Origin of the sequence: Roseivivax isoporae LMG 25204 (assembly GCF_000521865.1) — a bacterium.
Taxonomy (GTDB): domain Bacteria; phylum Pseudomonadota; class Alphaproteobacteria; order Rhodobacterales; family Rhodobacteraceae; genus Roseivivax; species Roseivivax isoporae.
Window position 1 is genome coordinate 1 of record NZ_JAME01000046.1, and the last position, 20,537, is coordinate 20,537.

Annotated in this window: 22 protein-coding genes; 9 read left to right on the plus strand and 13 right to left on the minus strand. The window is 65.3% G+C overall.

What is annotated here, in order from left to right:
- Positions 1 to 164 precede the first annotated feature (164 nt).
- Both RISW2_RS20300 and RISW2_RS20305 read right to left on the minus strand, forming a co-directional pair.
- Positions 165 to 1,109 (minus strand): alpha/beta hydrolase family protein, encoded by a 945-nt coding sequence (locus tag RISW2_RS20300; protein WP_043774476.1) that lies wholly within the window; start codon positions 1,107 to 1,109, stop codon positions 165 to 167.
- A 64-nt stretch (positions 1,110 to 1,173) separates the two neighbouring features.
- On the minus strand, positions 1,174 to 1,932 hold the full coding sequence (locus RISW2_RS20305) for an SDR family oxidoreductase (RefSeq protein ID WP_043774478.1): 759 nt from the start codon (positions 1,930 to 1,932) through the stop codon (positions 1,174 to 1,176).
- A 72-nt stretch (positions 1,933 to 2,004) separates the two neighbouring features.
- Here RISW2_RS20305 and RISW2_RS20310 point away from each other — a divergent pair, with 72 nt between their 5' ends.
- A complete protein-coding gene (locus RISW2_RS20310; RefSeq protein ID WP_244437678.1) occupies positions 2,005 to 2,946 on the plus strand; it encodes an AraC family transcriptional regulator in 942 nt (313 codons plus the stop codon).
- A 175-nt stretch (positions 2,947 to 3,121) separates the two neighbouring features.
- On the opposite strand, the gene RISW2_RS20315 is transcribed toward RISW2_RS20310, so the two are convergent.
- On the minus strand, positions 3,122 to 4,009 hold the full coding sequence (locus RISW2_RS20315; RefSeq protein ID WP_043774481.1) for a LysR family transcriptional regulator: 888 nt from the start codon (positions 4,007 to 4,009) through the stop codon (positions 3,122 to 3,124).
- A 236-nt stretch (positions 4,010 to 4,245) separates the two neighbouring features.
- Here RISW2_RS20315 and bla point away from each other — a divergent pair, with 236 nt between their 5' ends.
- Positions 4,246 to 5,076, plus strand: coding sequence for a class A beta-lactamase (gene bla, locus RISW2_RS20320; RefSeq protein WP_244437679.1), 831 nt, complete (start codon positions 4,246 to 4,248; stop codon positions 5,074 to 5,076).
- A gap of 95 nt (positions 5,077 to 5,171) precedes the next feature.
- Here bla and RISW2_RS24725 read toward each other — a convergent pair whose 3' ends face one another.
- Both RISW2_RS24725 and RISW2_RS20325 read right to left on the minus strand, forming a co-directional pair.
- Positions 5,172 to 5,453 carry a hypothetical protein gene (locus RISW2_RS24725; RefSeq protein WP_156943914.1) on the minus strand — a complete coding sequence of 94 codons (282 nt, stop codon included), beginning with the start codon at positions 5,451 to 5,453 and terminating at the stop codon, positions 5,172 to 5,174.
- Entirely contained in the window at positions 5,450 to 6,043 is a 594-nt protein-coding gene (locus tag RISW2_RS20325) for a TetR family transcriptional regulator (protein ID WP_043774485.1), read from the minus strand. The genes RISW2_RS24725 and RISW2_RS20325 overlap by 4 nt, the downstream gene beginning before the upstream one ends.
- 84 nt (positions 6,044 to 6,127) lie before the next feature.
- Between RISW2_RS20325 and RISW2_RS20330 the strand changes: the two genes are divergently transcribed.
- Both RISW2_RS20330 and RISW2_RS24240 read left to right on the plus strand, forming a co-directional pair.
- Positions 6,128 to 7,117 (plus strand): aldo/keto reductase, encoded by a 990-nt coding sequence (locus RISW2_RS20330; RefSeq protein ID WP_244437680.1) that lies wholly within the window; start codon positions 6,128 to 6,130, stop codon positions 7,115 to 7,117.
- Between the two features lie 226 nt (positions 7,118 to 7,343).
- The gene (locus RISW2_RS24240) at positions 7,344 to 7,580 is read left to right on the plus strand and encodes a helix-turn-helix domain-containing protein (protein WP_341872020.1); all 237 of its coding nucleotides are present in this window, start codon (positions 7,344 to 7,346) and stop codon (positions 7,578 to 7,580) included.
- Here RISW2_RS24240 and RISW2_RS25845 read toward each other — a convergent pair.
- Together RISW2_RS25845 and RISW2_RS20335 are read right to left on the minus strand one after the other, a co-directional pair.
- Entirely contained in the window at positions 7,561 to 7,683 is a 123-nt protein-coding gene (locus RISW2_RS25845; RefSeq protein ID WP_280113181.1) for a hypothetical protein, read from the minus strand. The genes RISW2_RS24240 and RISW2_RS25845 overlap by 20 nt on opposite strands.
- A gap of 242 nt (positions 7,684 to 7,925) precedes the next feature.
- A complete protein-coding gene (locus tag RISW2_RS20335) occupies positions 7,926 to 8,804 on the minus strand; it encodes an NAD(P)H-binding protein (RefSeq protein WP_043774487.1) in 879 nt (292 codons plus the stop codon).
- A 109-nt stretch (positions 8,805 to 8,913) separates the two neighbouring features.
- Between RISW2_RS20335 and RISW2_RS20340 the strand changes: the two genes are divergently transcribed.
- On the plus strand, positions 8,914 to 9,933 hold the full coding sequence (locus RISW2_RS20340; protein ID WP_043774488.1) for an AraC family transcriptional regulator: 1,020 nt from the start codon (positions 8,914 to 8,916) through the stop codon (positions 9,931 to 9,933).
- A 174-nt stretch (positions 9,934 to 10,107) separates the two neighbouring features.
- Here the strand turns inward: RISW2_RS20340 and RISW2_RS20345 are convergent, their stop codons facing one another.
- From RISW2_RS20345 to RISW2_RS20365, 5 genes are all read right to left on the minus strand, one after another.
- Positions 10,108 to 10,683 carry a hypothetical protein gene (locus RISW2_RS20345; protein WP_156943915.1) on the minus strand — a complete coding sequence of 192 codons (576 nt, stop codon included), beginning with the start codon at positions 10,681 to 10,683 and terminating at the stop codon, positions 10,108 to 10,110.
- Positions 10,684 to 10,858: 175 nt separating this feature from the next.
- Positions 10,859 to 12,916 carry a prolyl oligopeptidase family serine peptidase gene (locus RISW2_RS20350; RefSeq protein ID WP_084615495.1) on the minus strand — a complete coding sequence of 686 codons (2,058 nt, stop codon included), beginning with the start codon at positions 12,914 to 12,916 and terminating at the stop codon, positions 10,859 to 10,861.
- 396 nt (positions 12,917 to 13,312) lie between these two features.
- A complete protein-coding gene (locus RISW2_RS20355; RefSeq protein WP_084615496.1) occupies positions 13,313 to 14,419 on the minus strand; it encodes an alpha/beta hydrolase in 1,107 nt (368 codons plus the stop codon).
- Positions 14,420 to 15,427: an alpha/beta hydrolase gene (locus RISW2_RS20360; protein ID WP_043774499.1), complete on the minus strand. Its 1,008-nt coding sequence runs from the start codon at positions 15,425 to 15,427 to the stop codon at positions 14,420 to 14,422.
- Positions 15,428 to 15,675: 248 nt separating this feature from the next.
- On the minus strand, positions 15,676 to 16,680 hold the full coding sequence (locus tag RISW2_RS20365) for a LysR family transcriptional regulator (protein WP_244437688.1): 1,005 nt from the start codon (positions 16,678 to 16,680) through the stop codon (positions 15,676 to 15,678).
- A gap of 16 nt (positions 16,681 to 16,696) precedes the next feature.
- Here RISW2_RS20365 and RISW2_RS20370 point away from each other — a divergent pair, with 16 nt between their 5' ends.
- Together RISW2_RS20370 and RISW2_RS20375 are read left to right on the plus strand one after the other, a co-directional pair.
- Positions 16,697 to 17,275: an NAD(P)H-dependent oxidoreductase gene (locus RISW2_RS20370; RefSeq protein WP_043774501.1), complete on the plus strand. Its 579-nt coding sequence runs from the start codon at positions 16,697 to 16,699 to the stop codon at positions 17,273 to 17,275.
- 3 nt (positions 17,276 to 17,278) lie between these two features.
- Complete coding sequence (locus RISW2_RS20375; RefSeq protein ID WP_043774502.1) at positions 17,279 to 17,686, plus strand: DUF6220 domain-containing protein; 408 nt, start codon at positions 17,279 to 17,281, stop codon at positions 17,684 to 17,686.
- A gap of 101 nt (positions 17,687 to 17,787) precedes the next feature.
- Here the strand turns inward: RISW2_RS20375 and RISW2_RS20380 are convergent, their stop codons facing one another.
- Entirely contained in the window at positions 17,788 to 18,690 is a 903-nt protein-coding gene (locus RISW2_RS20380) for an AraC family transcriptional regulator (RefSeq protein WP_043774504.1), read from the minus strand.
- Between the two features lie 201 nt (positions 18,691 to 18,891).
- Between RISW2_RS20380 and RISW2_RS20385 the strand changes: the two genes are divergently transcribed.
- Both RISW2_RS20385 and RISW2_RS24250 read left to right on the plus strand, forming a co-directional pair.
- Complete coding sequence (locus RISW2_RS20385; RefSeq protein WP_084615500.1) at positions 18,892 to 19,749, plus strand: oxidoreductase; 858 nt, start codon at positions 18,892 to 18,894, stop codon at positions 19,747 to 19,749.
- A gap of 215 nt (positions 19,750 to 19,964) precedes the next feature.
- Positions 19,965 to 20,333: an Atu4866 domain-containing protein gene (locus RISW2_RS24250; protein ID WP_244437685.1), complete on the plus strand. Its 369-nt coding sequence runs from the start codon at positions 19,965 to 19,967 to the stop codon at positions 20,331 to 20,333.
- The last annotated feature ends 204 nt before the right edge of the window (positions 20,334 to 20,537 follow it).

The following is a 20,537-nucleotide window of genomic DNA, read 5'->3' on the forward strand; positions in this document are numbered from 1 at the left end:
GACTTTTCAGGGGAGCAGGTCACCCACCCAGCTCCATCTTGCAAAAAAGAAACGACACACCGCGGCACCGAATCCAGCAGTCCTTCGCTACGTCAACAAAGTGCCGAAATAGCTATGCTCCTGTCCCGCCAAGAGGTCGATGCTTTAGATGACACGGCATCAACTCAAGCCGCCTTTGCCACGATAGCCGCAAGCGCGGACGCATCGTGACGAAGAGCGGCTTGAGCCTTCATCCAGGCCTCGGGCTCGATGGCGAAATGGCTCCGCAGCCAGGCCAGTGTCAGCCGCCGGGTGGCCTCTAGCGCGTCGGGCGCCTCGATCTCGGTCTCGCGCGCGTCAAGCCCCGCGATCCCGCCCAGCCCATGGCCGACGCCCTGGATCGTCAGAAGGGCGTCAGCACCCGGCGCGTCGTGGAAGGCATCCGCATGCCATTCAGGACCGCGCTGGGTGAAATGCGGATCGTCCTCGGCACCACAGACCACCAGCATCGGCAAGTCGATAAAGCTGAAGTCCACGTCGAAGAACGGAAAGCGCGCCGCATGTTCCGGCGTCAGGTCCGCGCCGCCGCGTCCGGGCGCCGCGAGCAGTATGCCCGCACCGATGCGCCGATCGGAGAAATCCTCTCCGTCAAGACGCCCTCCCAACAGCAAGCTGACGGTTTGCCCGCCAAACGAGTGCCCAGCCACCGCCACCCGGCCGTGATCCAGCCGACCCGCGATGGCGGGCGCCTGTCGTTCGACTTCATCAATCCGATCGAGCATGGCGCGCATCTCGGCAACCCGTTCACGCCAGAAGTAGGGGCCTTCCGGCAAGTCCGGATCGCGCCCCCCGGAACGGGAACTGGCATGCGTCGGCTGGACGACCGCGATCCCTCTTTCGGCCCAGAACTGGGCAAGCGGGGCGTAACCGTCCTTCGTCGGCAGATAGTTCGAGGGACCGAAGCCGTGCGACAGGATCACGATCGGCACGGTGTCGCCGGTTGCGGGCGCGGTCAGGCGCAGTTCCAGGGGTTGCCGGCCCGGCATGGTCAAGTGGATCGGCGTATAGGCCACGGTAAGGCCGGGCTCTGGCGCGGGGAGCGCGCGGCTGAGAGTGATCAGTCGGTTCATCGGTCCATCCGTTGACGATTGTGCGGGCGCGGCGACATGGCCGCGCCCTGGAAAGCCGCAAGGATCAGGCCGCGGTTCGGCCTTCTTCGCGAAACCACGTTTCCGCGTCGGCACCGGCAGGGAGCATCATGGGAGCACCCTCGTCGGTGACGGCGCGCCAGACGGCCTGTGCGACGTCGCTTGCCCGTGTCTTCTCGGTGGCCACTTGCAGGCTCTGGAAGTAGGCCTTTACGAAAGCGCCGTATTCCTCGGGCACGTCCATCCCCATGCGCGCCACGGCATTGCGTCCGAAGGACGTCTCGGGCGCGCTGCCGGGCAGGACGAGCCGGGCACGTATGCCGAATTCCGCGGCTTCCAGCGCGAAACTTTCGGTGAACATATTCAATGCCGCCTTGCTGGCCGAGTAGATGGACAGCGCTGGCAGCGGGCGAAGCGTCACGCTGGAACTGATGTTGACGATCACGCCGCCACCGCGCGCGCGCATCCCGGGCATGACGGCGCGTGTCATGGCCATGGCCCCCAGGACATTGGTTTCGAACAGCTCACGAGCCCGATTGATCTCGGCGCCTTCCAGCACGTTGAGCATGCCGACACCGGCATTGTTCACGAGGGCGTCGAGAGGGCCGGCTTCCACGACCGCTTCGGCGATGCTGGTCGCGTCGGTCACGTCCAGCCGCAGCAGGCGCAGGTTGCCCGAGACGGGCAAGTCCTCCGGCGAAGGAGTGCGCATCGTGGCGACGACCTCCCAATCCCTGTCGAGGAAGTGCTCGACTATAGCGCGGCCGAAGCCTGAAGACGTGCCGGTGACAAGAACGCGTGACATGTGTCTCTCCTGTTTCGATGTACAGGAGAGGTAGACGCCGCCACTCGACCATCCTATGAACGAAAGTCCACCTTGATTGATCATGAGTCCAAACTCATTCCTGACAGTCTCGATGACCCCCTGTCGCGCGTCGTCGCGATGCTCCGGCCGGCGATGTCCATCTCGAAGCTGGTGGAGGCCGGCGGCCAGTGGCGGGTCGAGCGTCGCGACATGGCCAGTCCGTTCTATTGCGCAATCGTCGAGGGGACCTGCCGGATCGAGGTGACTGGTCTGCCAGCGGCAATCATTTTGACGGCCGGAGACTTCATCCTGATCCCCGACGTGCATGGCTTCACCATGACCAGTATCGTTGCTCCGAAGCCGGAACGGTTGGGCCGCCCGTTGGAGGTCGAACCCGGTAGGATGCGGCTCGGCCGGGACTCCGATCCTGTCGACATGCGCGCGCTTGTAGGACATTGCCGTTTCGAGGCGCCCTCCCGCGACCTCCTGGTGTCACTCCTCCCCGCGCTGATCCATGTCTGCCGTCACGACCGCCTCATGGCACTGGTGCCGGTCATCCACGAGGAAACGCGCGCCAACCGACCCGGGCGCGAGTTGATCCTGGAGCGGCTTCTGGAGGTTCTGCTGATCGAGGCGCTTCGATCAGGACCGGCCACCGACATGCCGCCGGGGCTGTTGCGCGGACTAGCCGATCCACGGCTATCCCTCGCGTTGCGGCGCATCCACGCATCTGCCGAAGGCGAGATTTCTGTTGCTGAACTGGCACGTGAGGCGGGCATGTCCCGCTCGGGTTTCTTCGAGAAGTTCCGAAAAGAGATCGGCCAAGCACCGATGGACTATGTGACCGGATGGCGCATGGCGCTCGCCAAGACGCTGCTGAGACAGGGCGGACTGACCAATGCCGAGATCGCGCACAGGATTGGCTACGGGTCCGCGAGCGCCTTTGGAATGGCCTTCCAACGAACCGAAAAGATGTCGCCGGGCAAGTTTGCCGCTCTGGGCGGCGAGACCTGAAAGCAATTGGATCTGTATGCTGCGCAACGCGGAGTGCGATGCGCCCAACTCCGAGGAAATTTGGCGGGACAGACCCCTTGGCCAAGGGAGTTTCTCCATGGCCACGGCACGCAGCCATCTCGCCAAGGGACGCGAGGGCGATGCCGATTGACAAGACACGGCCAGCGACGGCCTGTCAGACTTTCCTGGCGCCTATGCTTTCGCTGCGCATCCAGTCGCAAAACGCAATCATGGCAGGCGACCGGGGTCGGTCGCCAGGCCAGGTCGCGAAGTACCCGCCCGCCGACAAGGTCACTTCGAACGGTCGCGCCAGGCGGCCCTCGGCGATCTGCCGCTCGAACATGGCGAGCGGCAGAAGCGCGACGCCGCCGCTGTCGGCCGCCACGCTCCCCAGGGCCACGGATGAGTCGAAGACCGGCCCGGTCAGCGGGGGACAGCCGGAGCCCGCCGCCTCGAACCAGCGCGGCCATTCGTCGGCGCGGTAGCTGCGCAGCAGACTCTCGCGACCGAGGTCACCCGGTGCGCGCAGCCGCGACGCGATTTCGGGCGCGCCGAGCGGGGCCAGCGGCGCGGCAAGGATCGGCTCCGCCTCCTGCCCCGGCCAGCGCCCGTCGCCGAAGCGGATCGCCATGTCGAGGCCCTCTCGCGCGATCTCGACCCGGTTGTTGTTGGTCAGGATCCGCAGATCGACATGCGAATGCAGGTCCCGGAACCGCGTCAGGCGCGGCATCAGCCAGCCGACCGCGAAGGTGGTGACGACCCCGATATTCAGCACCTCCACATGATGCCGGCCGGTGACGCGGTCGAGCGCGCGCGCCATCGCGTCGAAGCCGCCCTCCAGAACCGGAAAAAGCGCCATCGCCTCGTCGGTCGGCACCAGACCGCCCGAGGTCCTCAGGAACAGCTTTGTGCCGAGAAGGTCCTCGAGACGGCCAATCTGGTGGCTGACCGCCGCCTGCGTGACCCGCAGCTCGATCGCGGCACGGGTAAAGCTGCCCTGCCGCATCGCGACTTCCAAGACCCGCAGGGCGTTAAGAGGAATGTCGGGGCGATCCATCGGCATTATCCCAGTTGATGGCACGCGCGAGGTTTTCTCGTTTGTGCGGCGCACTGCACCTCATCTAGTGACACGGCGCGGCATCCGAGTATGTCCGCTCCCCGAAAACGCCGGATCGGCAGGATCCCGCAAGCGCCTGAAGCGCTGTGCGATCCGTGCCCGCACCGGCTCAACAAGAGGCAGTACCCATGCATCCCCGACTTTCAACTCTCCCGCGGCTCGCGGCGAGGCTCGCCCTTGGCATGCTCATCGCCGGCCCTGCACTGGCGGCAGACGCCGAGGATCGGCTCGTCGACCTCGTCCGCGAAACCGAACAGGCGCTCGGCGCGCGCGTCGGCCTTGTGGTGCGCGACAGCGGCAGCAACTGGTCCTGGGATCACCGCGCGGACGAGCGCTTCCTGATGAACAGCACGCTCAAGGCGCCCTTGTGCGGAGCCGTTCTGGCACAGGTCGATGCCGGCGCCATCGATCTGGACGAGGCGCTGCCGGTTCGGCCCGAGGACATGGTCGACTATGCGCCCGTCACCGAAAACGAAGTCGGCGGCACGATGAGCGTGGACGATCTTTGCCTCGCCGCGCTCGACATGAGCGACAACGCTGCGACCAACATCGTGATCGACCGTCTCGGCGGCCCGCAGGAGGTCACGACGTTCCTGCGCGGGATCGGCGACGAGGTTACTCGGCTCGACCGGAAAGAACCCGATGTGAACACGTTCGACCCCGCGGATCCGCGCGACACCACTACCCCTGAGGCAATGACCCGCACGCTCGAGGCCCTGCTCGCGGGCGACGCGCTGTCGGCTGGGTCACGTGCGCGTCTGACGGCATGGATGACGCCGGGCGGCGTGACAGGCGCGCATTTCCGGGCGCACGTCCCCCGGGACTGGCGCATCGCAGACAAGTCCGGCGCAGGCGATTTCACCCGAAACATCGTCGCGATGATCACCCCACCGGGCGCCGAACCTTACTTCGTGGCGATTTACCTGTCCGGCGCCGACGCCGATTTCGAGACCCGCAACGCGGCGGTGATCGCGCTGTCTGCAGCCGTCGTGGACGTCATCTCCGCACGCTGACAGATGACTTTGTATGCCGGGGCGATGCGCTCCGGCATGCGCCTTGGCAATACGTCGATTAACTACCTCCTTGACGCACCGCGACCATCCGTCCCTCAACCACAGCACCATCTGGGCCGCTGCACGGTGTGCGGATTCAGACCGCGCCAGACCGTCTTGCCCTGATTGCCAGAATCGACGCCGCCGACGCGTCCGCCGGTGCCGAAGCGCGATTTCGCCTGGGCTGCCAAGAGGTTCACGATCTGGGGAATGACGTTTACCGTCACGTCGCCAAGGTCAGCATGCGTTCGGCGATCTCTCTTTGAAGCCCAAACGGAAAGCAATCCCAGCCGCATGTTCTGAAGGATGCCCGTAGCCACGTCGCTGTAGGTGATCACCGCAGAGCTTTGAATGCCGCGTCCAGCAATTCATGAAGCCGTGCTTTTGGATTTCGGGCAAAATGGGCCAGAGCAACATCGAGGCAGGCGAACGATGCATGGACCAGCGCGTCTGCCTCGAGACGGCGTGCGTCGAGGTCGCCGAGACGGCGCGCGATTTCGGGGGCAAGGCCGACCGCCCAAGCGCCATGCTTCTCCAGTGTATGGGCACGCAGGCTCGCCGTGCTGTTGATCACGCGCATCGTCCGGGCCGCTCCTTCGGGGTCGCGATCCACGTTGTCGACGAGGACATCGTAGCCACGCCGCAGTGAAACCCAGACATCCTCCTCCTGCGGCCGGCCCTTCACCATCTCGATGATCATCTCTCCGAACGCAGCATGCCCGGAGACGACGACGTCCTCTTTCGTCCCGAAGTAGCGGAAGAAACTTCGCCGGGAGATGCCCGAGGCAGACGCGATCTCATCGACTGTAACGCTGTCAAACCCCTTTTTGTCGAACAACGCGAGCGCGCTCTCGGCGATGGAAGCCGCGACCGCGTCCGCCTTGATCTCCTTGAGTGAACGACTTGACCCAGCCGACGAAGACTGCATTGACACCTCACGTCCTAAATGGCACTCAGTGCCAATTCGCGGTATTTGATGCCAGACCCGGCATACACCGCAAAGGAGACAGTCGTGATCAATGAACGTCAAGAGAACAACCTGCCTTGTCGCAAGCTTGGCCGGGACGGACCGGAGGTTTCGGCCATCGGTTACGGAGCCATGGGCATCACCGATTTTTACGGGTCGGACAGCGAGAACGATGCCATCGCCACCATCAGGCACGCCCACGAAATCGGCGTGACGTTCTTCGATACGGCCGAAATGTATGGCTGGGGCGAAAACGAACGCTTGATCGGGCAAGCGCTGGCGCCGGTGCGGGACGACGTCGTGATCGCCACCAAATTCGGTTGGACGCGCGAATACGGCTACGACAGCCGACCAGGTCATATCCGCGAAGTTCTCGACAACAGCCTGCGCTTTCTCGGTGTGGACCATGTCGACGTCCTTTACCAGCACCGTATCGATCCCGAGGTGCCGATCGAGGACGTGGCCGGGACGGTGAAGGACCTCATCGAGGCTGGCAAGGTCGGTCATTTCGGGCTCAGCGAAGCAGGGCCCGAGACCATCCGTCGTGCTCATGCGGTCCAGCCTGTGGCGATGCTGCAGACCGAGTATTCGCTGTTCGAACGCGATGTTGAACGCCTGTTTCCTGTGCTGGGAGAACTCGGCATCGGTCTTGTGCCCTACGCGCCGCTCGGCCGCGGCTTCCTGACGGGGACGGCAAAGCCGGCGGACCAGTACGACCAGAGCGACATGCGCAGCTTCGATCCGCGCTGGCAGCCTGGCTTCTTCGAAAAGAACGTCGAGGCCGTGCGCCAGCTTGAAGCTTTCGCCGAATCGCGCGGCTTGAAGGTCTCACAACTTGCTCTCGCCTGGCTTCTGGCGCAGAGCGACGACATCGTTCCCATTCCCGGCACGCGAAATATCGCGCGCCTCGAAGAGAATGTCAGCGCCGTCCACCTCGAGTTCTCAGATAACGACCTCGACCGGATTGCGGAGATCCTCCCGACCGGCGGGTTCGGTGCCCGGTATCCCGACGCGGTCATGCCGGAGTGGACGTAGATCTTGTTGCCCGAAGCTGGTCTACTTCGCAGCGGAAGGGACTCCACCGACGCACTGATCCACCAACGGTTCGGCGAGACAATGCTGGATCATCTCTCCAGTTCCACCGCCGCCAGCTTACATCTTGGACTCGGAACCGTTTCCGGCAACAGCTGGTGATTTTCTATCCGCAGCAATACACGCCATTCGCGGCTTTCAATTTTGAGAATTGAAGCACTGGAACGGCATGGACCGGCTGCAATCCCTCAAGGTCTTCGTCGCCACGGCCGATACGGGGAGCTTTGCTGACGGCGCGCGGGCTCTCGGCATCAGCGCGCCCTCGGCCACTCGCGGCGTCGGGGAGCTTGAGAGGGCGCTCGGGGCACGGCTCTTCGCGGACCACGCGACAGGTGCATCTGTCGGATATCGGACGCGCCTACCTCGACGAGGTTCGCGAGATTCTCTCACGTATTGCAGCGGCTGATGATGCGGCCGCCGGCGCGTTCGGCGATCACCTGCGTCACCGTGTCGTCGGCGATACCCTCGATGAAATCGGTCGAGATCATTCCGGGCGAGACTTCGGTCACGCGTAGGTTTGGTCCAGCCTCCTGCCTCAGCACCTCGGTCGCCGTGCGGAGGTCTTGTAAAATTTGAAATCACGGAGAATACCCGTGCATCGATCTTCGCTTGGATGACGCGGCCGGAATTGATCGGTTGCGCCTTCCTGCTCTTCAGCCGGACGTATGATAGACCGCACATCTCCACGCGATGGCTGGCATGCAACAATTTCCTGCTTTCACTTAAGTCTCAGGCATGCGGAGTCGTCCGGTCAGATAACCGGTTTCAACTCGCGCTCGCACCATTGTTGGAACGTGGTCGGTGTCCGCCGCTGCCGTGCGTCATCAGGCTTGGCCATTGTGTCTATACCTTCGTTCTTGGCGCGCATCATCGCGACATAATCACGGACCATGCCAGGGCTCGTGCCCATGCCCGCCAGCATCACCTCGAACTGCTCCATCGGCATCTCCTCGAAGCGGATCGGCTTGCCCAGCACCTCCGTCATCATCCGCGCCATCTCAACATGCGTGATGTCCTCGGGGCCTCGTAGCGGCACCGCCTCGACGCCCGACCAAGTCCGCTCCGTTAGCAACGCCGCGGCGACGTTGGCCACGTCAGCCTTAGCGACCTGCGGCAGTGACAGGTCGCCCGGAGTGGGGGCGTAGAACGCGCCGCCGCCTCGGATCACGCCGACCTGTCGCAGCATGTTGTCCATCAGCGAGGCGCAGCACAGTGCGCGGTAGTTCACGCCGGTGGCGCCGATCATGTCGTCCGTTTCCAGTGTCGCGGTCACAAGGCCCGCGGGATGCGGCCAGCCGCGGCCAAGCGCAGAGATGCCGACGACGTGGGTGACACCGGACGAGGGAAGCGCCAGCGCGAACGCACGCGAGAACGCGACATAGCCGTCCTGCGCGCTCGGGGCGGTCGGGTTGCCGGGCGGAAGCCAGAACACGGCCCTCGCACCGTCGAGCCCACGTTCAATCGTCGTTGGGTCCGAATGCGAGCCCTCGACGAACTCGATACGGCTTCGGATTTCCTCGGGTAGCTTGGCGGGATCGCGTAGGATGACGCGCACGTCCTGGCGGGCATCGAGGACGTGCCTGAGAACGCGGGCACCGATGTCGCCGGTCGGGGTGGTGATTAGGATCATGTTGTTCCTCAGAGACAAAGTGGATGTTCACCAAAGAAGTGTGGTGCGACGTTGAAACGCTCCATGCTAGATGGGACGGTATTTTGTCGCCAACGTTCGGAGTGAAGCGATGACAGCGCCTCCTGCCGGCCTCTGCGTTCCTGACCCGCTATCGGACATCATCTCGATGCTCCGCCCCCACAATTGCGTGGCGGCAGGTCTCGATGCCGGTGGCGACTGGGCGATCCGCTTTGAGCAGCACGCCGGCGTGAAGTGCAACGCGGTCATCAAGGGCGGATGCGAACTGGTGGTGGACGGCCTGGACATGGCGGGCACGTCCAGGCCCGCCTGTCGTCCTGTCGCTCCGATCCGGCTCGAGGCAGGGGACTGTTTCGTGCTTCCGCACGGCCGCCCGTTCCTCATCTCTGCGCGGAGAGCGACGCTCGGGCATGACGCCGAGTCGGTCTATGCCCCTGTGCGACACGGAAGCACGGCGGTGCATGGCGGAGGCGGCGACTTCTTCATGACCGGTGCGCGCTTCCTCGTCTCGGGGCCGGCGGCGTGCGTGCTACTGGATGCGTTGCCGCACGTGCTCGTCGTCCGGCGCGGCACCCGCGGCGAAGCAGTCGCCCGGACACTGGAGCGGATCGTCGGCGAACTCCGAGCGCCGGGCCCGGGGAACGCGCTTGCCATCGCGCACTTGTCGCACCTCCTGCTGATCGAGGTTCTGCGCCAGCACATTGCGACATCTCCGGGCGAGACGGATGGCTGGACGGCGGCGCTCGCCGACCGGGCGCTCGCGCCCGCCATCGCCGCAATTCATGCGGAGCCCGCCCGGCCCTGGACAGTCGAGGCGCTGGCGGGCCGGGCGGCCATGTCGCGCACGACCTTCGCGGTTCGCTTCCGGCGGGTGGTCGGGCAAACGCCAATGGCCTACCTCGCGCGATGGCGCATGCTGCGCGCGGCCGACCGCCTGGTGCGCACTGGCGATCCCATCGCCCGGATCGCGGCGGAGGCGGGCTACGCCTCAGAAAGCGCCTTCGCCCAGGCCTTCCGGCGCGAAATGGGACACTCGCCGCGGCGCTACGCGCGCGAAAGGATCGACAACTCGACATCGTACGACCTCCAGGATTTGAAACGCTCAATTTAACCTGTTGAGGTTCAGAGCCTAGCGGCACGGATGCTCGCCACGTCCGCAGCGCATGTCTGCGATATCCGCACGTCGGTCAGAGGTTCTTGGGCAAGACGGCCGCGCCCGAACCGGTGGTTTACATGTGCCGAGATGTCCGCTCTCACCTTTGGTCGCGCGTCGCCGGTCGGGCGGTCAAGGCGTGGCATCGGAGTTGCATGGCTGGTCGGTGCTTTGGACCAACGCGAAGAACGGACGCGACGCGAGTGGCACGTCGGCCAGGGGTTCATTGCTCTGCAGGACCGGATAGGCCCCGACGCTGGCGATGAGGGCCGTGCCAGCCCCAGAACACGTCGTGACGACGGTCATTCCCCCGTCCCCCGAAAATTGCGACTCCCCCAGGACTTCGATCCACGTCCGAGCCGCCTCCCGGGCTTCGCCCCAGGTCGGCGTCGCGCCCTGCCCGGACGCATCCAGCGCGCCAACGTAGCAGGTGTGGGTAGTGCCTTCCGAGATCAGCGATATGGTCAACGGCCCTTCCACCTCAACATGCGTCATGGAAGGCGAGCCATCCGCGACATAGCTATGACAAAGGTCCAAAGCCTCGCGCACGATCCTCGCGGTCATCTCTTCGCGTCCCAGTGCCTCACCGGCGAACGGGCCAAGCAGGAGACAAATCGCGGCCGAAGCCCCCGTGGCTGAGCGGGCAATCCGACACAGGGCACTGCGCATCGGAATGTTCTCAGACGGATGGTGCAGTTTGTGCTGCATCTTATTGCCTGAAATCCTCATCTCTCGGCTCCGAAAAGGTTGCAAACCACGCGAAGAGGCCGGCCGGCTGCCGATGACGCACGACGATATCGGCGTCTCAACAGATCACGTGGCGGACCGCGTCGCCGGCGCCCGCGGCCAGAAGACCGCGGGCGCCTGTCCTGGGGGACCGGATTCACTCCGGGCGCGTCACGTCGAGGCCTGTCCAGTGCGCCGCAAAGGCCCATTTGTCAGCGACTTCGTCGATCATCTTGTCGGTGGGCTTGCCCTGACCATGCCCTGCCTGCGTTTCGACGCGCAAAAGGTGCGGCCGGGGACCGATTTCCGCTGCCTGCAGCGCCGCGGCGTATTTGAACGAATGCGCAGGCACGACGCGGTCGTCGGTGTCGGCCGTCGTGACGAGGATCGCCGGGTAGTCCTCGCCAGACCTGATCGTGTGCAGCGGCGAATAGGACAGCAGGTTACGAAAATCTTCCTCGGCGCCCGGATCGCCGAATTCCTGAATCCAGAGTTGGCCGCCGGTGAACCGGTCGAAGCGCAGCATGTCGGTGACCGCGACCCCCGGCAACGCCGCTGCAAAGAGGTCGGGGCGCTGGTTCACCACGGCTGCGACCAGCAGACCGCCATTCGACTCGCCCTCGATGGCCAGCCCGTCCGGCGTCGCGATACCCTCGCGTCTGAGGAACTCGGCCGCAGCGATGAAGTCGTCGAAGACGTTCTGCTTGTTCTGGCCTTTGCCGGCGTCGTGCCATGCCTTGCCGTATTCGCCGCCGCCGCGAAGTGCGGCGGTTGCGTAAACCCCGCCTTGCTCGACCCAGGCCATGGCGGCAGGCGAGAAGAACGGCACAAGCGGAATGCCGAAGCCGCCGTACCCGTAGAGCACGGTCGGTGCCGGACCGGTGACGTCACGGCGGCGCACGACGAAGAGCGGAACCTGCGTGCCGTCCTTGGACGAGACGAAGTGTTGCTCGACCACGATGGTCTCAAGGTCGATGTCCACGCGCGGCTCGGCCCAGGGTGTCACGGCGTTCTCGGCCACGTTGTAGCGGTAGATGCTCGTGGGCGCGTCGTGGCTGGTAAAGACGAAGAAGGCTTCGTCATCGCCCGGCCGCCCTTGAAACGTGCCGGTACTTCCGATCCCTGGCAAATCGACGGTGCCGTCGGGCGTTCCGTCCAATCGGTAGCGCAAGACCTCGGTCCTCGCGTCCCGCATGGCGGTGACGAGGAGTCTGTCGCCGACGACCGAGGCCAGGCGCGTGATCATTTCGGGATGCTCCGGCACGACCTCGGTGAATTCCGGCTCGGGCTTCGAAAGATCGGTGCTGACGATCCGGCCGCGCTCTGCCCCGTCCTGGGTCACGAAGTAAAGTCTTGGGCCGACGTTGCCCGCTAGGGTCCAGAAGGTGCCGAATTCCTCGACCAGCGGCCGCACCGTCAACGCCGGATCCTCAAGATCGACGACTGACACAGCCGCTCCGCCGGACAGAGCGGTGGAATAGATCACGAGGTACCGCCCGTCCGGGGTGGTGTCGGCCGTGTGTAGAAGGGGCACATCCGTCTTCGGTGCGTGGATCAACCGATCCTCCGACTGCTCCGTCCCGAGCGCGTGAAAATAGACCGAATGGCCGAGCACCGGGCTCTGAAAGCCGCTGTCGTTGCTCGGCTCGAGGTTGCGGGAATAGAAGAAACCGGTCCCGTCCCCGTTCCAGGCGATCGCGGTGAAACGGGCCCAGTTCACCTCGTCGTCCAGCACCTTGCCGGTCTCGACATCGAGAACCCGGATCGTGCGCCAGTCCGCACCGTCCTTCTGGCTGGCATAAGCGACGCGGGAGCCGTCGCGGGACGGGGCCCATTCGGCCAGGGCGCTGGTTCCGTCCGCCGACCAGCGGTTCGGGTCCATCAGCACGCGTTCCGCGCCGTTGGCGCCCTCGCGCATCATCAACACCGGCTGGTGTTCGAGCCCGGCATTTCTGGTGAAGAAGTAACGTTCGCCGCGCTTTGTCGGGGTGGTCAGCTTTTCGTGGTCGAACAGCGCCGTCAGGCGTTCGCGAAAGACCTCCCGACCGGGAAGAGCGTCGAGATAGTCGCGCGCGGTCTCGTTCTGCGCGCGCGCCCAGTCGGCAACGTCAGTGTCCCGGCGCAGATCGTTTTCCAGCCAGCGATAGGTGTCGGCGACCTGAACGCCGAAATGCTCTTCGACGACACTGCCGCGTCTTGTGTCGGGGTAGTCCATGCCGGACCCTTCTTGGCTCGATGCGGGAGACGTGGCGAGAAGCGCTCCGACCGCGTTGAAAAGGACGATGCGGGCCAAACCGCGCGCCGACAATGGGCGGGCCGCGCCAGCCGTCGCACGGCAGGGCCACAGAAGAATTCCGGTCTTCAAGGCGTACTCCTATAGGATATTTCGTGGTTTGCGTGACATCGCGCATCCCGGACTGCGGATCCGCACGCGGGTTATCGAGAGCGCCCGACACAGAGCCATGACGGGTCCGCCGGTCGACGGGCGCGCCGCAAAGAGGATGGCCACCCTGCCCTGCGCAGACTGCGGCCAATCAGCCCGGGTGGATTTCTCTCGGGTCTCCGTACTCGGTCTTTCGCGGAGCCCTACCGCCAAGCCAGCGCCTCCCACTCACGGACGTTCAGCCGGTGCCCGGCGCGGCGCGCGCTCGAGGTACTGCGTGACGGCGTCCACCACTGACGACGCGATCGGCAGAGCCGGATCCGAATACGTCGCGAGGTTGGCCGAGCGATCATCAGAGTCCACGACCTTGAGCACGTGGTTGACCTCCGGAAGGAGAGCGAGGGTCGCTTCTGGCGCGGCGCTTGCCAGCGCGCGCGCGTCTGCCTCGCCCACTTGGAGATCGCGCATGCCCTGAATGACGAGCATGGGAACCTCGACCTCGGCTGCCAGAGCGACCGGGTCGTAGGAAAACGCATCGATCAGAAAGCCCTGAACTTCCGTGCTAAAAATAGGCTGAAGGGCCGGGCTGAGCGCGCCGGCATCGACGCGCGCGCCTTGCTTGAGCTGCGCGATCGCCCTGTCCGCCTCGTCGAGGACCGCTGCATTCGCCGGGTTGGCGTGCAGTTGCGCGCGCAGCACCGCGTCGAACGGCCGGCCGAGGCTGGAGATTAGGATGAGACCGCAGGCGTCTGGCAGGCGCGGAAGCGAAGCGAGGGCGATGAGCCCGCCCTCGCTGTGCCCGAGCGGGACGACGCAGCGCACACCCTCCTGCGAGGGAAGACGCATCCGGATCGCGCGCGTCCAGGACACAAGATCGTCGCCGTAGGCAGAGATCGTGACATCGTTGGGGTCCGTTATCGCGCCTGCGGAGCCGAACATCCCGCGCTTGTCGATGCGCACCGACGGATAGCCTCGCTCCGCCAGCGCTTCGGCGAGCAATCTGTAGGGCGCCGCCGAGATGCCAAGTGGAGAATTGCCGTCGCGGTCCGTCGGTCCGGACCCCGGCACGATGAGGAGCACGGGAACCTCGTCCGCAAGCGGGCCTTCCTCGGCCGGTATGGTCAGGGTTCCCCCCAATGCGCCGAGGGGCCCCGCGGCGACGATGTCTTCATGTTGCGGCACGGTCGTTCCTCCATGATCGAGGCGTGTCTCGGCACTCGCGAAGGGCACCGCCGCGATGCCCAGCAGAGCGACTAAAATCCAGTGGGCGTATCGCACGCCCGAATTGTCCGGAATTCCGGGGCGCGCGTCGTGCAGGCGTCGGCGCTCAGTCATTCAGGCACCGCGGAGCGTTTTGCGGATGAACCCCGCGACCTCGGTCAGCAATTCGCCGTCCTCCGGACATCCGCCGAAACCGCCATGCGGCATCGCTTCGAAGACATGCAGGTCGGCGTCGACATCTCGGCGCCGCATGGCTCGGTGCAGCCGCACGGCGTTCGACAGAAAGAGATCGCGGGTGCCGCTCTGGATGAAGGTCGGCGGGAACCCGTCGAAGACCTCGCCGAAGAGAGGCGACAGGTAGCGGTGCGCGAGGTCGGCGCCGTTCGCATAAAGCAGGTTCGCCGACATCAGCGGATTCGGAAGAACGACATCCACGGTACGGTTCACCTGAAAGCTGTCGCCCGACTCCGTCAGATCCGCTTCGGGCGAGAGCAGGACAAGGCCGGCGGGTGGCGTCATGCCTTCGTCGTGCGCGCGCAGAACTGTTGCCAGAGCCAGGTTGCCGCCAGCGGAACGGCCGCCTATCACGACCCGGTCAGCCCCGAACCGCCCTGCCACGCTTTCGTAGACAGCGAGGCAATCGTCGAGCGCCGCGGGAAACGGATGATCCGGAGGCATGCGATAATCGACGCCGTAGCAAAGCAGCCCGTGCGCCGCCGCCTGGTTGCGCGCGCTTTCGCGGCAGGCCTCGCCGCCGCCGAACACGAATGCCCCGCCGTGCAGGTCGATATAGACGCATCCGGAAAACGCGACATCGGACGGGGTGGCGACATGAACGGTCGCATCGCCGATCCGGATGGTTTCCACTTCGGCCGTGTCGCACACGGCACGGTCCTTCATAGCGGCGGCATACTGCGCGTCCGCCGCCTCTCTCATGCTGCGCCAAACCTCATGATCCCCGGGGGCCGGCACGGTGTAGATCGCGTTCAGAGGGGTGCCGTCCGGTCCGACGGCCGCTTTCAGCCGGGCCTGTGCCTCCGGACTGATCGAGGATGGAACCGGGACCACCCGTTCCTCTATCTTGACGCCTTCGCGGGCGACCACCCTGTCATTCTCCGGCATGAACCGCTCCCGAAACCATCGACACCTTCGGTGACGTCCTTGAACACTTGCGCCTGGCTGTCCGTTCGATCCCGCGACCTTCAGGGCAATGGCGACGCGCTTGGCGGCGCCCTGCTTTCGGCGCGGGTCATGCCGGCCAAAGGTTGCGTGAACATGGCGCGTTCGAAAAAGGTGTGAGATCGTGGCCGGAACCCGAGGCTCGGTCATGCCCGGATCGTGCATCAGCGCTGCACTCCGCGAACCTGGTGCTATGTCGGCCGAACGGCAGGCTTCGACATCTGGACCTGCTCGAAAGCCGCCCGAATGACGCCCGCGACGTGTTGAACGGCCACATCGCGCGCCTGTCGGGTGTGCGATGCCAGGTGCAACGGGAAGTCGTCGATCCGGATCGGCGGTGAGCGAACGGCCAAGCCGAAACCGGCCTGCGCCTCGATACTCTGTCGGGGAAGCATGGCGATGAAATCGGTCGCCGCAAGCACGCGCGGCACGAGCTGGAACGACGGAACCACCAGCCCGACCTGCCGCCGACGCCCCGATGATGCGAGTTGGAGATCCAAGGCGGTGCGAAGATCGCCATGTCCGGACACCACCACGTGGGGCCAGTCCAGCCAGGCATCGAGGTCGAAAACGGCGGCGGCGGGATGATCCGCGCGCATGGCGACCACGTTTTCGATGTCCAGCAGCGTGTGGATCTCGACATTCTCGATCTCCTGATCGAAGACGGCGATGGCGAGGTCCGTCTCCCCGTCGAGGAGTTCCCGCGTCACCGCCTCCTGCCCCTGCCAGGGCCTGAAGACGATGGTGATGCCCGGCGCCGTCCGCGCCAGCTCCTCCATCAACGGGTGCGCCAGCATTGCGGTCGGGTCGTCCGCCGCCGTGATCCGGACCACGCGCTCCACCCGATCCAGCGGGATGTCTCCGGGCTCCAGCAGCGCCTCCACCTCCGCGAGGATCGATCGCAACGGGGCGCGAAGCGCCTGAGCGAGGGGCGTGCGGGTCATGCGACCGCCCCCCCGCTCCAGAAGCGTGTCTCCGAAGACGTCGCGACAGCGCTGAAGGGCGCTGGATACGGCAGGCTGCGACATGTTCAGCCGCTGCGCGGCGCGGCTGACATGCCCTTCCTCCAGCAGCGCGTCGAGGACGACGAGAAGATTGAGATCGATGCCACGTAAATTCATGAGATGAATAATATGGTATACTTTATATCCGTTGGAAGAATTTTCTGCGGGCTTCCATTTTCGGATCAGTTCCACGCCCAAGGAGGCTACCATGACCCGAACACTCATCCTGCTTTTTCACCGCGATATCAAAACCTCGAAGGTGAACAGGGCTTTGAGCGAAGCGGCCGCGACCGTTCCCGGCACGACCGTGATCGACATGCAGGCCCGTTATCCCGGTGGCGCGATCGACATGCTCGCCGATGCCGAGGCCGAAGCCCGCGCGCTCATCGAGGCTGACCGCATCGTTCTCCAGTTTCCGGTCCAGTGGTATTCGACGCCGGCCCTGCTCAAGGCCTGGCAAGATTCCGTCCTGACGCGGATGTACTACATCCATGCCGACACCGAGGGGGACAGGCTCGCCGGCACGCCGGTGATGGTTGCGGCGACCGCCGGCAATGTGCCTGATGCCTATGCCCGCGGAGGCGCCAACCATTTCACGATGCACGAACTCCTGGCACCGCTGCGAGCAACCGCGCTGCGCTGCGGCCTGCCCTGGCACGCCCCGCATCTCGTCTTTCGGGCGGACAGGCTGACGGCAGAGGAACTGGCGGCGGCCCGGCAAAGCTATGTCGGCGCCCTCGAGGCCTTCATCGCGGCAACGCCCGCCCGCACCCGATCGGCGGCCTGACCCATGACGCATCCGACACACGACACGCTGGTCGACCTCGACCGCGGCACGCCGCGCCCGTTCATCGCTGCGGCTTTCAGCCTTCCCGCGCTCATAGGCCTGCAATTCATCGTCGCCGGTCAGGCGCTCTTCGGCAGCCTGTCATGGGAGCCCCACGGCACGCTTGGCGGGCTCATCGGGATCTGGGTCCTCGCGATCCTTGGCTACTCGCTCGTGCTGCCGCGCCTGCGGGGGTTCGGTTGGTGGACCGGGGTGCTGACGCTGCTTTACGCGCTCCAGCTGGCGCTGGCCTCGTCCGGGCCGGCCGCCCTCGCCTTCCACCCGTTCAACGCGGGTCTCCTGCTGACGGCGTCCCTCGTTCTCGTCGTCAAGGTCGAGCGCCGCCGCTCGTTCCGGTCCGGGGACGTATGATTCTTGTGCCGCGCGCAACGGGAGCCGCTTCTCACCTTGGGCATACTGCCCGCGACCCAAGGCCAGGCCCGGCTACTGACTCCCGAAGGGCCCGTCGGCTCTCACAACGATGCGGCGACCGACATTCGGACCTCGAATGTCTCGATATCGCGCATCGGCGGGTTCCCGAACGCGCGCCGATACTCGCGGGAGAATTGCGACGGGCTCTCGTAGCCGACGGCAAAGCCGGCTTCGGCGGCGCTGTGTGACTCGAAGAGCATCAGGCGCCGGGCTTCCAGCAGACGAAGACGCTTCTGGTACTGGAGCGGAGACGTCCGCGTGATGGCCTTGAAGTGCTGGTGGAGCGCGGAGGGCTGCATCCGCGCGGCCTCCGAAAGGCGCGCCATCTCGAAGGGCTCGCGGTAGCGTTCGCGAAGCCAGGCGATTGCGCGGGCGACATGGCGCTCGGGACCGGGGCCGAGGACGGCGCGGGCAACCGCCCGTCCGCCCGGCGCGCTCAGGACACGGTAGAGCAGTTCGCGTTCGTAGAGCGGGGCCAGTACCGGAATGTCCTCCGGTGTCTCCAGGAGGCTCAGCAGACGCCCAGCGGCATCCAGGATCTCCTGTGTTGTCCGGCCAAGCATCAGGCCCGGCGCATCACCTTCGTGCGTGCTGTCCCCGGGCAGCCGCGCCGCCAGCTCGGCAAGCTGGCCGGCTTCGATGTCGAGCCTCATGCACAGATAGGGCTCTTCCAGCGTCGCCTCGGTGATCTGACCGACGATGGGCAGATCGAACGATACGGCGAGATAATGCGTGGGACCGTAGTCATAGACGCGATCCCCGAGCAGGACGCGCTTGGCCCCCTGCAAGACGATGCAGATCGCAGGCTCGTGGACGGCGTGGACCTCCTGCGTGGGCGCCCCGCTTCTGATCAGGTGCAGGCGCGGAACGGGCGTTGCATGGACGCCGTCAACTCTCGTCCATTGTGCAATGTCCTTGGTGAGGACGCGGAGACATTCCGACATGCGAAACCCGCTTAACTTGGCCCATCATCTGTTTCCTTGTCGCGATCCGCTCCTAAAGGCTCAACAGAAATCACGGCCGCCGGCGAGGATCAGGCAATCATTGCGGACGATCGATCTACCGCCCTGCCAGCCATATTCGCCATCTTGCCGGATGAAGGACGGTCGATCACGGGCCGCTCCAAAAAAACGATGGAGACCGACATGGCACACGACGGCAAGGTATGGTTCACCACCGGCGCATCGCGCGGCATGGGCCTGGAAATCGCGAAGGCCGCGCTCGCGGCGGGCGAAAAGGTCGTGGCAACGGGCCGCAATGCGGAGGCCGTGAAGGCCGCGCTGCACGAAGGCGACAACGTGCTGGCGCTTGCCCTCGACGTTACCGACGCCGACCGCGCCACCCAAGCCGCGGCAGAGGCGGTCGCTCGGTTCGGCCGCATCGACGTTCTGGTCAACAACGCAGGCTATGGCCAGCTCGGCGTCTTCGAGGAGATCGAGGCCAGGACCATCGCGCGGCAGTTCGACACGAACGTCCATGGGCTGATGCATGTCACCCGCGCCGTGCTGCCGCACATGCGCGCCCAGAGGGGTGGTCACATCTTCAACTTCTCCTCCATCGGCGGCGCGCTCGGCTTCGACATCGCAAGCATCTACTGCGCCACGAAATTCGCGGTCGAGGGGTTCTCGGAATGCCTGGCGCTGGAGGTGAAATCCTTCGGGATCGGCGTGACGATCGTCGAGCCGGGCTTCTTCCGCACGGACTTCCTGGGCGGCAGCTCGGTCCGCTTCGGCGACAAGCGGATCGCCGACTATGCCGCGTTTGGCGAACAGACCGAAGGCTTCTACGGCACGCAGGATGGAAAGCAGGCGGGGGACCCCGCCAAGCTCGGCAGGGCGCTCGTGCGCCTGATCCACGAGGCCGAGCCGCCGCTGCGGCTCGCGATGGGCTCTGACGCCGTCCGGTATCTGGGTCAGGCCTACGAGGCCCGTCAGGCCGAACTGGCCAAATGGTCCGACCTGTCGAAGTCCACCGACTTCGATCCTGCGCTTGCCGCCGAGTGAGGCATCCCATCCGACCCGGAAGGCGGCGCGCGATTGCACCGCCTCCGGACGGCCCGACGTCAGGGCCCGCGCACAGGACCGATGCGTGCCATCACGGTGCGCATCGCCAATGCGACCGCAAACGATGCGCGGGACCGGACCCCGATGGCCGAGACGACAGGGGGGCAGCTCCGGCAGACCCACCCTGAAAGACAGGAGAAACTGGAATGAGGACTATGCAAGATGGCGTTTTCGCAATGCTTCTCGGCGGCGGGGTCGCCCTCATGAGCGCGACGGGGGCCGAGGGCCAATTCGTCACCACCGATTTCCCGCCCGGGCCGAGGCCCGCTTCCAAGACCGAACTCCAGGATCACCCCTATGTCGGGATGTGGGTCACGGAGGATGGGCACATCCGTCACGAGCTTCTCGACAACGGTCGCTACGACGAGGCCCGCGGCACCCGTGAAAGCGCTTGGCAAGGCCGGTACCGCGTGACCGGGGACATCATCCAGTACTGGGACGACACCGGCTTTTATGCCGACGGACAGTTCAGGGACGGCGTTCTCTATCATGCCGGGTACGTCTTTTTCCGCCGGCCAAGGTAGAAGAGCGTCCTTAACGCAAGCCGCTGGCCGGCCTGTACCGGGTCGGCCGGCTCCCGGTCCGGACGGCGGAGCACTGGACAGGCGTGTCCGCAGCGTTGCGGTTCCGAGACCGTGGCATGACCAGAACCACATGCCACTCAGCGTTTCCGGAAGCACGCCGGGTCGACGCCGCCGTTCTTCGGCGCTGCGCCGCCAAGGTGTCAC

Coding starts and splice junctions, on each gene's coding strand:
- RISW2_RS20370 (WP_043774501.1), top strand. CDS start 16,697: ATGACCCGAACACTCATCCTGCTTTTTCACCGCGATATCAAAACCTCG.
- RISW2_RS20335 (WP_043774487.1), bottom strand. CDS start 8,804: ATGATCCTAATCACCACCCCGACCGGCGACATCGGTGCCCGCGTTCTC.
- RISW2_RS20385 (WP_084615500.1), top strand. CDS start 18,892: ATGGCACACGACGGCAAGGTATGGTTCACCACCGGCGCATCGCGCGGC.
- RISW2_RS20380 (WP_043774504.1), bottom strand. CDS start 18,690: ATGTCGGAATGTCTCCGCGTCCTCACCAAGGACATTGCACAATGGACG.
- RISW2_RS24240 (WP_341872020.1), top strand. CDS start 7,344: ATGGACCGGCTGCAATCCCTCAAGGTCTTCGTCGCCACGGCCGATACG.
- RISW2_RS20305 (WP_043774478.1), bottom strand. CDS start 1,932: ATGTCACGCGTTCTTGTCACCGGCACGTCTTCAGGCTTCGGCCGCGCT.
- RISW2_RS20355 (WP_084615496.1), bottom strand. CDS start 14,419: ATGACTGAGCGCCGACGCCTGCACGACGCGCGCCCCGGAATTCCGGAC.
- RISW2_RS20345 (WP_156943915.1), bottom strand. CDS start 10,683: ATGCAGCACAAACTGCACCATCCGTCTGAGAACATTCCGATGCGCAGT.
- bla (WP_244437679.1), top strand. CDS start 4,246: ATGCTCATCGCCGGCCCTGCACTGGCGGCAGACGCCGAGGATCGGCTC.
- RISW2_RS20375 (WP_043774502.1), top strand. CDS start 17,279: ATGACGCATCCGACACACGACACGCTGGTCGACCTCGACCGCGGCACG.
- RISW2_RS24250 (WP_244437685.1), top strand. CDS start 19,965: ATGCAAGATGGCGTTTTCGCAATGCTTCTCGGCGGCGGGGTCGCCCTC.
- RISW2_RS20340 (WP_043774488.1), top strand. CDS start 8,914: ATGACAGCGCCTCCTGCCGGCCTCTGCGTTCCTGACCCGCTATCGGAC.
- RISW2_RS20315 (WP_043774481.1), bottom strand. CDS start 4,009: ATGCCGATGGATCGCCCCGACATTCCTCTTAACGCCCTGCGGGTCTTG.
- RISW2_RS20360 (WP_043774499.1), bottom strand. CDS start 15,427: ATGCCGGAGAATGACAGGGTGGTCGCCCGCGAAGGCGTCAAGATAGAG.
- RISW2_RS20300 (WP_043774476.1), bottom strand. CDS start 1,109: ATGAACCGACTGATCACTCTCAGCCGCGCGCTCCCCGCGCCAGAGCCC.
- RISW2_RS20350 (WP_084615495.1), bottom strand. CDS start 12,916: ATGGACTACCCCGACACAAGACGCGGCAGTGTCGTCGAAGAGCATTTC.
- RISW2_RS20325 (WP_043774485.1), bottom strand. CDS start 6,043: ATGCAGTCTTCGTCGGCTGGGTCAAGTCGTTCACTCAAGGAGATCAAG.